This window comes from Micromonospora sp. NPDC023633, from assembly GCF_040640035.1.
In the GTDB taxonomy this organism is placed as follows: domain Bacteria; phylum Actinomycetota; class Actinomycetes; order Mycobacteriales; family Micromonosporaceae; genus Micromonospora.
In genome coordinates this window covers 1-12,954 of the sequence record NZ_JBFABB010000161.1, presented here as the reverse complement: position 1 = coordinate 12,954, position 12,954 = coordinate 1, and the positions used below count along the sequence as shown (strand labels likewise).

Below are 12,954 nucleotides of genomic sequence, written 5' to 3'. Positions count from 1 at the left end.
CGCCCGGGTGGAGCTGACCGTCACCGACACCGACACCGCCCAGGCGGTCGGCTCCCGCCGCCGCGCCGGCTGCGGGGTCTGCCGGGCCCGTCGACGACGCTCCGGCCGTCGGCCCGGCCGCCGCCGGGGACGCCGGGCCGGGGGAGACCGGCGGATCCGCCGCCGGGGGCGTCCCGGGATCCGACTGCGCCGGCGGGTCCGGTGGCGACGGGCCGCCGGGTGCCGCCGAGGTACGCCGCGCCGCGCTGGTGTCGAAGCTGCTGCTCAACGTGTTCGCCACCGGCCACGGGGCGGTCGACGCCGGCCAGCTGGCCCGGTGGCAGTCCGACGCCGGCTGGTTCGAGCAGGCCCTCGGGATGGAACCCGGCGGGCTGCGCCGGCAGGGCGGCGACGGCCTGGGCAAGGTGCTGGCCGGCCTGGAGGGCGACCTGGTCCGCCGGATGCACCTGCGGGAGGTGCTGGCCGATCCGGTGCTGGCCAGCCGGCTGACGCCGAGCATGTCGCTGATCGAGCAGCTGCTGCGGGACAAGGCCAACCTCTCCGGGGTGGCCCTGGCCAACGCCAAGGCGCTCATCCGCCGGTTCGTCGACGAGGTCGCCGAGGTGCTGCGCACCCAGGTCGCGCAGACCAGCGTCGGCGTCGTCGACCGGTCCGTGCCGCCGAAGCGGGTGTACCGCAACCTCGACCTCGACCGCACCATCTGGCAGAACCTGACCAACTGGAGCCCGGAGGACGAGCGCCTCTACGTCGACCGGCTCTACTACCGGCAGACCGCCCGTCGGGTCACCCCGGCCCGGCTGATCGTGGTGGTGGACCAGTCGGGCTCGATGGTCGACTCGATGGTCAACTGCACGATCCTCGCGTCGATCTTCGCCGGCCTGCCCAAGGTGGACGTGCACCTGATCGCGTACGACACGCGGGCGCTGGACCTGACGCCGTGGGTGCACGACCCGTTCGAGGTGCTGCTGCGCACCAAGCTGGGCGGCGGCAACGACGGCCCGGTCGCCATGGCGCTGGCCCGCCCGAAGATCGTCGAGCCGAGGAACACGGTCATGGTGTGGATCTCGGACTTCTACGAGTTCGACCGCTCCCAGCCGTTGTTCGACGGCATCGAGGCGGTGCACCGCTCCGGGGTGCGCTTCATCCCGGTCGGCTCGGTCAACAGCTCGGGCCAGCAGAGCGTCAACCCCTGGTTCCGGCAGCGTTTCAAGGACCTGGGCACGCCGGTCATCTCCGGCCACATCCGCAAACTCGTCTTCGAGCTCAAGAGCTTCCTCACCTAGGAGAACAACCCCTCATGTCCGAGATGCTCCGTGCCCCCGCCGAGGTCAAGTACGCCGAGGAACTCGACTTCCTGGAGTCGGTCGACACCGACCCGAAGCCGTTCTCGTGGCGGCTGAGCCCGCGGATGGTCCGACTGTTCATCCTCGGCTCGGAACGGGCCGACGGGCTCGACCGGGAGATCCCGCAGAAGTGGTTCGGCGACCGCACGTTCGTCGAACGCAGCATCGTGACCCTGGCGTCGGACCGGGGCCTGCTGCTGATCGGCGACCCGGGCACCGGCAAGAGCTGGCTGGCCGAGCTGCTGGCCGCCGCCGTCTGCCGCAACTCGACCCTCGTGGTCCAGGGCACCGCCGGCACCACCGAGGACCACATCAAGTACTCGTGGAACGTCTCCATGGTCATCGCCCGGGGACAGTCCCGGGAGTCCATGATCCCCTCGCCCATCATGACGGCGATGGAGCAGGGCACCGTCGGCCGGTTCGAGGAGCTGACCCGCTCCACCAGTGACGTGCAGGACGCGCTGATCTCGATCCTGTCGGAGAAGTACGTCTCCATCCCGGAGCTGGACCACGACAACATCGTCTTCGCCAAGCCGGGCTTCTCCATCATCGCCACCGCCAACAGCCGGGACCGGGGCGTGAACGACCTCTCCTCCGCGCTCAAGCGGCGGTTCAACTTCGTCCGGATCCCCGTGGTGACCAACAAGCGCAGCGAGGCGGAGATCGTCCGCTTCCGCACCGAGGAACTGCTGCGCCGGCACCAGATCACGCTCGACGTGCCGCCCACCCTGCTGGACATCCTGTTGCAGAGCTTCGCCGACCTGCGCGCCGCCGCCTCCTCGGCGACCAGCGACGACGAGAAGCTGGAGTCGGCGCTGTCCACCGCCGAGCAGATCGGTGTCCTGGAGGACGCCATCCTGCACAGCCAGTTCTTCGGCGACCGCACCCTGCGCGCCGCGACTCTGGCCGGGTCGCTGGTGGGGTCGCTGGCCCGGCGCAGCCCGGAGGACCTGGCGATCCTCAACAAGTACCTGCACGGGGTGGTCGAGCCGCGGGCCAAGCAGGACGGGGGCCCCTGGGAGGGCTTCCTGGACGGTGGCCGCCAGGCGATCGCCTCCCTGTCGTGACCGCCCCGACCACGGCCGGGCCGTTCGGCGCGCTGCGGGAGCAGCTCACCGCCGCCGCCAGCGCCTTCGCCGGCAGCTCCGGTGCCGTCGCGGAGATCCTGGCCGGCATGGTCGACGACGTCGACCGTGCACTCGGCGAGGAACTGGAGATCTTCCCGGTCTGCCACCACTCCCCGTCGTCCGCGCTGGCCATGGTCCGCAGGCTCCGCGCGAAGCAGCCGAAGGTGATCTACCTGGAGCTCTGCGAGGACCTCCAGCCGCTCCTGGGCGAGCTGCGCAACTGCCGCCTCCCGGTGGCCGTGCAGGCGTTCGCCTCGGAGCTGGACGGCTTCCCGGCCGACTGGGGGCCGCTCAGCGTGGTAGCGCCGATCACCGAGGCCAGCGCCGAATACCAGGCCATCGCGTACGCGCTGGAGACGCCGGGCGTCGAGCTGGTGCTGGTGGACCGCTCGACCGACCACGTCTTCCAGTGGCTGCCCCGCCCGCCCGGCACCGCCGACGAGGCCCCGTCCGGCGGGGACGTCGGGGCCGCCGCGCCGGCGGGGGAGGAGGCGGCCCTGCACGGCGACGCGGTCGGGGTCGAGATCGGCGACCTGCGGCCCCGCTTCGCGGAGCTGGAGGCGTACCTGCTGCACCACGGCAAGGTCCGGCACTGGTCGGAGTGGTGGGACCAGTACGTCGAGCAGCCGCTGGCCGACGCCGACCACGACACCTACCGGCAGGTGATGGTGCTGATCGGCAGCCTGTTCCGGCGGCTGCGCCCGGCCGGGTCGGACCGGCAGGACCGCGACGAGGACCGTGAGCGCCACATGTGGACCCGGATGCGGCAGCACCTCGCCGCCTCCGGGGCCGATCCCGTCGACTGCCTCTACGTCTGCGGCGCGTTCCACGCCGCCAGCCGGGTGGAGCAGTTCGGGTTGCGGGCCGACGCCCCGTTCGAGGTCGGCCCGCGCACCGGCACCCGGTGGCACTACGGGCTCATCCCGTCCAGCCACTCCGCCATCGAGGCGCAGTTCGGCCTCGCCCCCGGCTCGGTGTCGATCGCCGCCGCCACCTGGACCAAGGCGGTCGCCCGCACCGGGCTGAGCCCGTTCCGGCTGGAGGGGCAGCGCGGCGGCCGGACCCGCGGCAGCGGGCGTCGCCGCGCCACCCCGGCCCCCGCGCCCGCCGCCGTAGTCGCCGACCGGCTCTCGGGATACCTGGCGCAGCCGCCGGCGGCGCAGGGCCTGGACGAGGCGGAGCTGCGGGGCTGGTGCGTCGACATCGTCCGGCTGGCCCGGCGCAACGGCTACCTGGCCAGCACCGCCGACGCGATCGCCGTCTTCGAGACGTCGATCCTCCTCGCCGGCCTGCGCAACCGCGCCCGCCCCACGCCGTACGACTTCGCCGACGCGGCGGTCACCTGCATCGAGAAGGACGTCGTGCCGGGCCGCCGGGACGTCCGCCGGCTCTGCGAGATCCTCTTCGGGGGCGACCGGGTCGGTCAGGTGGGCTACGAGGCCCTTCCGCCGCTCGCCCGCGACGTCCACGACCGGCTCGGCCCGCTCGGGCTGGACCTGGAGAAGCGCACGATCCAGCGGGCCCTGGTGGACCTGCGGGCCAACCCCGAGCTGGTGCCCTGCTCGGACCTGCTGTGGCGGCTGCGGCACCTGCTGCCCCGCGACGCGGTCCGGCCCATCATGGGCGAGCGCCGGTTGGGGCACCGCTCGATCCAGGAGAGCTGGGACCTGGCCCTCGGCCGCAGCCAACGGGCGCTCATCGAGCTGGGCTACGAGGGGGTGACCGTCGAGCAGGTGCTGGAGCAGCGCCTGCGCCGCGCCGTACGGGGCCCGGACGCGACGGCCTCGGTCGCGCTGGAGGCCGTCGAGGACGCCATCCGGCTGCTCGACAGCCCGCGCCTGGTCGACGAGCTGGGCACCCGGGCGGTGGAGCTGCTCGCCGCCGAACGCACCGTCGACGGCGCCCCCGAGGTGCTGCGCCGGATCCGGCGGCTACTGGCCCACCACCGCGCCACCGGGCCGCTGCCGGCCTGGTGCGAGGCGTTCGTGACCACGGGGTACGCGCACTACTGCACCCTGCTGCCCACCGCGTTCCTCGACGAGGAGAGCGGCGTCCGCCAGGTCGGCGCCATGCTGGGCTTCCTGTTCAGCATGGAGAGCCTGGCGCTCTCCCTGGGCTGCGACCGGTCCCAGCTCGAACTCGCCGTCGCGCAGTCCCACCCGGAGGCGCCGGCCAAGGTGGCGCTGCTCTGGGCCGCCCGGCACCAGCTGGGCCTGCTGCCCCTGGCCGAGTTGCGCGAGCGGTGTGCCGCGCTGCTCGCCAACCCGCTGGTGGTGCCCGCCTTCCCGCAGTACCTCAGCGGCTTCGTGCAGGCCCTGGAGCCGGTGCCGGGGCTCGCCCCGTTCGTCGTGGAGGTGATGTCGTCCGCGTTCGCCCGGCTGCCCGACCCGGTCCTGCTGCCCTGGCTGCCCACGCTGATCACCACCCTGCGCGAGCACGGTGCGGAGCTGGTGCCGCTGCTGGTGCGGGAGGCGGGGCGTACGTTCCCCGGTTCACTGGCCGCGCTGGACGCCTGGGTGCCGCCGTGGTCGGCCTCGGCGTCACCGCCGGCGCCGGCGGTCCCCGCCGTGGTGTCCGGGCCGGTGACCTCCCTGCTGGCGGCCAACCCGGAGAGCGTGGACGCCGTCGCCGCGCTGCTCGGCTGCGACGGCGGCTGGCGCGAGCCGGGCGCCACCGCCACCGTCGTCCCCGCCGGGCTGACGGCCCTGCTGGCCGCGCATCCGCAGACCGTCGACGCCGTGGCCGACCTGCTGGCGGCGACCCCGCGCTGACCGGGGATCCGGCCGTCGGCGGACGGATCCCCGGCGGGTCGTCGATCCGGGCCCGCTCCGTTCGTGTGGAGGATGAGAGGCCGGCGGTTGCGCCGGCCGCCGACGCGAGGAGAGGCCATGAAGCAGTACCTGCTCAGCATCTACCACCCCGAGGGCGAGGGAATGCCCGACCCGGAGTTCCTGGCCGGGGTGATGCGCGAGCTGGGCGCCATCCGGGCGGAGCTGGAGGCGTCCGGCTGCTGGGTGTTCGGCCAGGGCCTGCACGCGCCGGACACGGCGACCGTGCTGCGGCCGTCCGACGGCGAGGTGCTGGTCACCGACGGGCCGTTCGTCGAGGGCAAGGAACACCTCGGCGGCTTCACCATCCTGCGGGCGCCCGACCTCGACGCCGCGCTGGCCTGGGGCCGCCGGTACGCGCTCGCCACCACCCTGCCGATCGAGGTGCGCCCCTTCCAGGGCGAGGACTGACCTTGTCCGACGTGGAGGCGGTGTTCCGCGCGGAGTACGGCCGCGCGGTCGCCGTCCTGGTCCGCCTCCTCGGCGACATCGACCTCGCCGAGGAGGCGGTGCAGGAGGCGTTCACGGTGGCGGTGGCGCGGTGGCCCGGGACCGGGCCACCGCCGAGCCCGGCCGGCTGGATCATCACCACCGCCCGGAACCGGGCCGTCGACCGGCTGCGGCGGGAGGCATCCCGCGCCGACCGGCACGCCCAGGCCGCCCTGCTGCACGTCCGCGACGTACCGGCCGAGGAGGGACCCGTGCGCGACGACCGGCTCCGCCTGATCTTCACCTGCTGCCATCCGGCGCTCGGCCCCACCGCCCGGGTCGCGCTGACCCTGCGGCTGCTGGGCGGGCTGGGCACCGCCGAGATCGCCCGCGCGTTCCTGGTGTCGGAGGCGACCATGGCCCAGCGGATCGTCCGCGCCAAGGCCAAGATTCGCGACGCCGGGATCCCGTACCGGGTGCCCGGCGACGCCGACCTGCCCGACCGGCTCTCCGCCGTGCTGGCCGTGCTCTACCTGATCTTCACCGAGGGGCACACCGCCAGCTCCGGCGACCGGCTCGTCCGCGACGACCTGTGCGCCGAGGCGATCCGGCTGGGCCGGCTGCTGGTGGAGCTCATGCCGGACGAGCCGGAGGCGCTGGGGCTGCTGGCGCTGATGCTGCTCACCGAGGCGCGCCGCCCCGCCCGCACCACGGCCGACGGCGCGCTGGTGCCCCTGTCCGAGCAGGACCGCCGCCGGTGGGACGCCGGGCTCGTCGCCGAGGGGCAGACCCTCGTCCGTCGCTGCCTGCGCCGCGACCGCCCCGGGCCGTACCAGATCCAGGCCGCGATCGCCGCCGTGCACAGCGACGCGCCCGACACCGCCGGCACCGACTGGGCGCAGATCCTCACGTTGTACGACCAGCTCACCGTGTACGCCCCCGGGCCGGTGGTGGCGCTGAACCGGGCCGTCGCGCTCGCCGAGGTGGCCGGGCCGGCCGCGGCGCTGGCCGCCGTCGAGCGCCTCGACCTGGCCAACTACCACGTGTTCCACGCCGTCCGGGCGGACCTGCTGCGGCGCCTGGGCCGGGCGGGGGAGGCGGCGCAGGCGTACCGGACGGCCGCCGAGCGGACGGACAACGCGGCCGAACGCAGGTTCCTGGCCGCGCGGGCGGCGTCGACGCTGACGGGCGGATAACGCCCTCGTCCTGCGCGTTTGCCCGCGCGGCGGGCCGGGAACCCGGGTCGTCCGGCAGCGCGGCGCCCGGCGCGCCGCCCGACGAACGGACGCCGAGCGCCCATGACGTACCGTCCGGCAGTTGCCACCGCTTCCGACCCGACCACGCTGACGCTCGGGGTAGAGGAGGAGTATCTCCTGCTCGACCCGCAGACGGGGGAGAGCCTGCCGGTCGCCGACCGGGTGCTCACCGCCCTGTCCGGCAGCGCGCGGGACCAGAGCCGCCAGGAGTTCCGGCACAGCATGGTGGAGATGGTCACGCCGGTCACCGCCGACCTGGCCGAGCTGCGCGCGCACCTGGTGGCGCTGCGCCGCTCCGCCGGCGACGCCGCCGAGGCCGCCGGGGCCCGGCTCGTCGCGGTCGGTGCCACGCCCGTGCACGAGCCGCACCGGACGGTGCCGGACAAACCGCGCTACCACGCCATGTCCCGGCAGTTCGGGCCGGTCGCGCACGACCCGGCCGTCTGCGGCTGCCACGTGCACGTCGGGATGCCCGACCGTGAACTGGCCGTCCAGGTCTGCAACCACCTGCGTCCGTGGCTGCCGGTGGTGCAGGCGATCACCGCCAACTCGCCACTGCACGACGGCCGCGACACCGGGCACGCCAGTTGGCGCTCCATGCAGCTGGAACGCTGGCCCAGCATCGGGCCGACTCCGCACTTCGAGTCGGTCGCCGACTACGAGGCGACGGTCGCGGACCTGATCAACGCCGGGATCATGCTCGACGCGGCGATGGTCTACTGGTATGCGCGCCCGTCGGTCGCGTACCCGACGGTGGAGGTGCGGGTGGGCGACGTCTGTCCGGCCGTGGACGACACCGTGCTGGTCGCCGGGCTGGTCCGCGCGCTCGTCGCGACGATGGCCGACGACGTCCGCGCCGGGGTGCCCGCCCGACGGATCCGGGACTGCCTGGTCTCCGCCGCGCACTGGCGGGCCGCCCACGACGGGCTGGAGGGCGACCTGATCGACCTGCGCGCCGGGGTCGCCCGTCCCGCCTGGGACCTGGTCGGCGAACTCGTCGACACGGTCACGCCGGCCCTGGCCCGGCACGGCGACCTCGACTACGTACGCGACCAGCTAATGCGGCTGCGCCGGGACGGCAACGGCGCCACCCGACAGCGCCGCGTCATGGCGCGTACCGGCGACGACGTGCGCGCCGTCCTGGACCACCTGGCCGCCGAGACCCGCGCCGGCTGAGCCCTCCCGCCGCCGGCACGCCGACGCTGCCCGAACCGGTCGGGATGGTACGCAAACGCCGCAGCCGCCAGTCCTGCCGCCCGTCACCCCACCGTCGCCCGCCGCTCGCTGCCTGCCGCGTCCGCTGCCCGTCGTCGGGCCGGCCACACAGACCGGGCCGTCGCCGCAGGCTCGGCCAGGCCCCCGCTCGGCCCTCGTCCGGCTTCCGGCGCGGCGGTGCCGGGAGCGATCAGCGGACATCGTGGGACTGGAGCCAGAGTTCCAGCACGCCGAGCTGCCAGAGCTTGTTGCTGCCGGCGGCGGCCTGCGCGCGGTCCGGCTCGGCCAGCAGCTCGTCGACGTACTCGCGGCGGAACAGGCCCCGCTCGCGGGCGGCGGGGGCGGCGAGGGCCTCGGCGACGAGCTGGCGCACCGGTCCGTCGACGTTGCGCAGCGCCGGCACCGGGAAGTAGCCCTTCGGCCGGTCGACGACCTCGGCGGGCAGCACCTGGCGGGCCACCTCCTTGAGCACGCCCTTGCCGCCGTCGGCCACCTTGTGCTCGGGCGGGCAGGCCGCCGCCAGGGCGACCAGATCCTGGTCGAGGAAGGGGGTGCGCACCTCCAGCCCCCACGCCATGCTCATGCTGTCCACCCGCTTGACCGGGTCGTCGGGGAGCATCAGGTGGGTGTCCAGGCGCAGCACCGCGTCCAGCGCGGTCTCCGCGCCGGGCGCGGCCAGGTCCGCCGCGAGCAGCTCGCGGCTGGCGTCGCGGTCGCAGGCGTACGCCGGGTCGACCACCCGGTTCAGCTCGGCGTGGTCCCGGTCGAAGAACGCGTCGGCGAAGGCCGCCGCCGCGCCATCGCGGGGCACCCGCGCGAGGGGCTGGTGGTAGCCGTAGCCGGCGAAGACCTCGTCGGCGCCCTGGCCGGACTGGGCCACCTTGACGTGCCGGGCCACCTGCTCGGAGAGCAGGTGGAAGGCGACCACGTCGTGGCTGCCCATCGGCTCGGTCATCGCGTGGACGGTGCGCCGTACCGCCGGGACGAGGTCGTCGTCGGCGAGCCGGATGCGGTGGTGGTCGGTGCCGAAGGCGCGGGCGACCAGGTCGGAGTAGTGGAACTCGTCGCCGGCCTCGCCGCCTCGGCTGTCGAAGCCGATGCTGAAGGTCTGGAGGTGCTGCTGCCCGGCCTCGGCGAGCAGGGCCACGATCATGCTGGAGTCCAGGCCGCCGGAGAGCAGCACGCCGACGGGGACGTCGGCGACGAGCCGCCGTCGTACCGCTTCGCGCAGCGCCGCCCCGACGGCGGCCCGCCAGTCCCCGGCGTCCATGCCGGCGTGGGCGGGGTCCCGGGTGTATTCGGGCCGCCAGTAGACGTGCTGGCGGCTGCGCCCGTCGGCCTCGACGACGCGCACGGTGGCCGGGGGGAGTTTGCGCACCCCGCGCAGGACGGTCCGGGGCGCCGGCACGATGGAGTGCCAGGAGAGGTAGTGGTGCAGCGCCACGGGGTCGATCGTGGTGTCCACGTCGCCGGCGCGCAGCAGCGCCGGCAGGGTGGAGGCGAAGCGCAGCCGGCCGGGTGACTCCGCGAGGTAGAGCGGCTTGATGCCGAGCCGGTCGCGGGCGAGCACCAGCCGACGCCGCCGGCGGTCCACCAGCACGACCGCGAACATGCCGACCAGGTGCGCGACGAAGTCCTCGCCCCACTGCGCGTAGGCCACCAGGACGACCTCGGTGTCGCTGGTGGAGTGGAAGGTGTGGCCGGCGTCCCGCAGCTCCTCGCGCAGCTGGGGGTAGTTGTAGACGCAGCCGTTGAAGACCAGCGCCAACCCCAGGTCCTCCCGGACCATCGGCTGGGCGCCGGCCTCGGTGAGGTCGATGACGGTGAGCCGGCGGTGCCCGAGGGTCACCCAGCCGTCGTTGAAGAGGCCCTCGCCGTCGGGGCCGCGGGAGCGCATCGCCTCGCTCATCCGGGTGACCGCGTCGGCGTCCGGCGTCGATCCGTCGAACCTGGCCTCGCCGCTGATGCCGCACATCGTCAGCGGCCACCGGACTTCCGGGACACCGGACCCACCGTCACCACTCCTGTCGGCGTCGAAGGTGCCGGACCGCCCGCTTCGAGGGGGCCCGGTCCCGTCGGCAGGACGGGCGGCTGGGCTACCCGTCACCGGGGGTGGCAAACCCCGGCAGCACCCGGTCGAGGGCGTCGGCGGGAGCCGGGTGGCGGGCGGCCGGTCAGTCGCGCAGCGTACGCAGGATGCGGGCGAGCTGTTCCCGGTCGGCGGGTGCGAGTCGGCCGAACAGCTCCTCGGCGGCGGCCCGGCGGGCGGCGTGGATGGCGGCGCCGGCGCGCGTGCCCTCCTCGGTCGGCGTGACCAGGGTGGCGCGCCGGTCCGCCGGGTCGGGCCGGCGCCGCACGAGCCCGCGCGCCTCGAGGTCGTCCACGACCTCGGTGGCAGAGCGCGGGGCGATGCGCAGGTGCTCGGCGAGCGCGCTGAGCCGCAACGCGCCGTGCCGGATCAGCACGCCGAGGGCCCGGGACTGGCCGGGCGTCACGTCCCAGGGCGCGAGCGCCTCGCCCGTGCGGTGGCGCAGTCGCCGGGTGACCGCCCGGAACGCCTCGGCCAGGCCGTCCTCGGTGCTGTCGGTGTCTGCCGTCACGGGGAATACCGTAGCAGCGGAAGCTGTTGCTCCCTCATGTTGAGGTAACCTCAGCATTGCCTACGTGAGGAAGTCTCCTTGGAACCCGTCCCCGCCGGCCGCGACCGCGGCCCCCGCAAGGTCAGCGCCGCCGAGAAGGAGCAGGCGCGCCAGGTGTCGCTGCGGCGCATCGGCGCGCTCTTCGCCCGGCACCGGGGAGCGCTCGCCACCGTCACCGCGATCATCGTGGTCTCCTCGGTGCTCGCCATGGCCTCTCCCTTCCTGCTGCGCGCCGTGATCGACCGGGCCCTGCCGGAGCGCGACCTGACGCTGCTGGTCTGGCTGGTGGCCGGCATGGTCGCGGTCGCCGCCGTGACCTCGGTGCTCGGCGTGGCGCAGACCTGGATCTCCACCCGGGTCGGCCAGCAGGTCATGCACCGGCTGCGCACCGACGTCTTCACCCACCTGCAACGGCAGTCGCTGGCGTTCTTCACCCGCACCCGCACCGGCGAGGTGCAGTCCCGGATCACCAACGACATCGGCGGCATGCAGAGCGTGGTCACCTCGACCGCCACCTCGATCGCGGCCAACCTGACCACCGTGGTCGCCACCGCGGCGGCGATGGTCGCGCTCTCCTGGCGGCTCTCCCTGGTCTCCCTCGTCGTGCTGCCGCCGGCCATCTGGCTGACCCGCCGGGTCGCCCACCTGCGCCGCGAGATTACCGCGCAGCGCCAGCGCGAGCTCGCCGACCTCAACGTGACGGTCGACGAGGGGCTCTCGGTCAGCGGCGTGCACCTGGCCAAGACCCTCGGCACCGGCCCCGCCCTGGCCGCGCGCTTCGCCGCCTCGTCGGCCCGCCTGGTCGACCTGGAGCTGCGCTCCGAACTCGCCGGCCGCTGGCGGATGGCCACGATGAGCGTCGTCTTCGCCGCCATTCCGGCCGTCATCTATCTCAGCGCCGGCCTGCCCGGTGCCGCCGGCACGCTCAGCATCGGCACCCTGGTCGCCTTCACCGCGTTGCAGGGCGGGCTGTTCCGCCCGTTGATGGGCCTGCTCAACGTGAGTGTCTCGGTGACCGCCTCGCTGGCGCTGTTCGCCCGGATCTTCGAGTACCTGGACCTGCCGGTCGAGGTGGACGACCCCGCCGAGCCGGTCGACGTCGACCCCCGCCGGGTCCGGGGCGAGCTGCGCCTCACCGACGTCACCTTCCGCTACCCGGGCAGCGACACCGCCGCCGTCGCGGGGATCACCCTCGACGTGCCGGCCGGCACCGGTCTGGCCCTGGTCGGCGAGACCGGCTCCGGCAAGAGCACCCTGGCCGCGCTCGTCAGCCGGCTGCACGACCCGACGAGCGGCCGGATCACCGTCGACGGCGTCGACCTGCGCGACCTGCGCCTGGCCGACCTGGCCGCGATCGTCGGCGTGGTCAGCCAGGAGACGTACCTGCTGCACACCACCGTGCGGGAGAACCTGCGCTACGCCCGCCCGGACGCCACGGACGCCGAGATCGAGGCCGCCGCCCGCGCCGCCCAGATCCACGACCTGATCGCCGGGCTGCCCGACGGGTACGACACGGTCGTCGGCTCGCGGGGCCACCGCTTCTCCGGCGGTGAGAAGCAGCGCCTCGCGATCGCCCGTACGCTGCTGCGCGATCCGCGCATCCTGGTCCTCGACGAGGCCACGAGCGCGCTGGACACCGAGACCGAACGCGCCGTGCAGCGGGCGTTCGACGAGGTGGCCCGGGGCCGCACCACCATCACCATCGCGCACCGGCTCTCCACCGTGCGGAACGCGGACCGGATCGCCGTGCTCGACCACGGCCGCATCGTCGAGTCCGGCAGCCACGACGGCCTGCTGGAGCGCGCCGGCCGCTACGCCACCCTCGCCGCCTGACGGGGGCATCGCCGCCGTCTCAAAACCGTCGCAATATCCGTCTCGTTATTCCGCGCCGGCCGGGTCGAGGTGGCGGTAGAGGGTGGCCCGCGAGACCCCGAGCGCGGCGGCGATCTCGTCCGCCGAGTGGCTGCCCTCGGCGTGCATCCGTCGGGCCGTCTCGACCTGCTCCGGACCCATCGCCCGGGGCCGCCCCGGCCGGCGCCGGCCCCTCGCCGCACCACCGCCGGCAGTCCCAGCGGGATGGACCTCCGGTCGTTCGCTCGGTGCAACGGGAACTGCCT

Annotated in this window: 9 protein-coding genes and 1 pseudogene; 7 read left to right on the top strand and 3 right to left on the bottom strand. The window is 74.4% G+C overall.

Annotated features, from left to right (window positions below):
- Positions 1-215: 215 nt before the first annotated feature.
- From AB0G13_RS31045 to AB0G13_RS31020, 6 genes and pseudogenes are all read left to right on the top strand, one after another.
- A pseudogene (locus tag AB0G13_RS31045) lies at positions 216-1,283 on the top strand (VWA domain-containing protein); the annotation flags it as partial.
- 14 nt (positions 1,284-1,297) lie between these two features.
- The gene (locus AB0G13_RS31040) at positions 1,298-2,410 is read left to right on the top strand and encodes an AAA family ATPase (protein ID WP_357882081.1); all 1,113 of its coding nucleotides are present in this window, start codon (positions 1,298-1,300) and stop codon (positions 2,408-2,410) included.
- Complete coding sequence (locus AB0G13_RS31035; RefSeq protein ID WP_357882078.1) at positions 2,407-5,241, top strand: hypothetical protein; 2,835 nt, start codon at positions 2,407-2,409, stop codon at positions 5,239-5,241. The genes AB0G13_RS31040 and AB0G13_RS31035 overlap by 4 nt, the downstream gene beginning before the upstream one ends.
- 117 nt (positions 5,242-5,358) lie before the next feature.
- On the top strand, positions 5,359-5,709 hold the full coding sequence (locus tag AB0G13_RS31030) for a YciI family protein (RefSeq protein WP_357882075.1): 351 nt from the start codon (positions 5,359-5,361) through the stop codon (positions 5,707-5,709).
- Positions 5,710-5,711: 2 nt separating this feature from the next.
- Positions 5,712-6,923 (top strand): sigma-70 family RNA polymerase sigma factor, encoded by a 1,212-nt coding sequence (locus AB0G13_RS31025; RefSeq protein WP_357882072.1) that lies wholly within the window; start codon positions 5,712-5,714, stop codon positions 6,921-6,923.
- Positions 6,924-7,025: 102 nt separating this feature from the next.
- Positions 7,026-8,159: a glutamate--cysteine ligase gene (locus AB0G13_RS31020; protein ID WP_357882070.1), complete on the top strand. Its 1,134-nt coding sequence runs from the start codon at positions 7,026-7,028 to the stop codon at positions 8,157-8,159.
- 229 nt (positions 8,160-8,388) lie between these two features.
- Here the strand turns inward: AB0G13_RS31020 and AB0G13_RS31015 are convergent, their stop codons facing one another.
- Together AB0G13_RS31015 and AB0G13_RS31010 are read right to left on the bottom strand one after the other, a co-directional pair.
- On the bottom strand, positions 8,389-10,173 hold the full coding sequence (locus AB0G13_RS31015) for an N-acetylglutaminylglutamine amidotransferase (RefSeq protein WP_357882068.1): 1,785 nt from the start codon (positions 10,171-10,173) through the stop codon (positions 8,389-8,391).
- Between the two features lie 199 nt (positions 10,174-10,372).
- Positions 10,373-10,798 carry a MarR family winged helix-turn-helix transcriptional regulator gene (locus AB0G13_RS31010; protein WP_357882065.1) on the bottom strand — a complete coding sequence of 142 codons (426 nt, stop codon included), beginning with the start codon at positions 10,796-10,798 and terminating at the stop codon, positions 10,373-10,375.
- 78 nt (positions 10,799-10,876) lie between these two features.
- Between AB0G13_RS31010 and AB0G13_RS31005 the strand changes: the two genes are divergently transcribed.
- A complete protein-coding gene (locus AB0G13_RS31005; protein ID WP_357882062.1) occupies positions 10,877-12,670 on the top strand; it encodes an ABC transporter ATP-binding protein in 1,794 nt (597 codons plus the stop codon).
- Positions 12,671-12,715: 45 nt separating this feature from the next.
- On the opposite strand, the gene AB0G13_RS31000 is transcribed toward AB0G13_RS31005, so the two are convergent.
- The coding region (locus tag AB0G13_RS31000) for a helix-turn-helix domain-containing protein (protein WP_357882059.1) at positions 12,716-12,954 on the bottom strand (239 nt) is incomplete at its 5' end.

Coding starts and splice junctions, on each gene's coding strand:
- AB0G13_RS31020 (WP_357882070.1), top strand. CDS start 7,026: ATGACGTACCGTCCGGCAGTTGCCACCGCTTCCGACCCGACCACGCTG.
- AB0G13_RS31030 (WP_357882075.1), top strand. CDS start 5,359: ATGAAGCAGTACCTGCTCAGCATCTACCACCCCGAGGGCGAGGGAATG.
- AB0G13_RS31015 (WP_357882068.1), bottom strand. CDS start 10,173: ATGTGCGGCATCAGCGGCGAGGCCAGGTTCGACGGATCGACGCCGGAC.
- AB0G13_RS31040 (WP_357882081.1), top strand. CDS start 1,298: ATGTCCGAGATGCTCCGTGCCCCCGCCGAGGTCAAGTACGCCGAGGAA.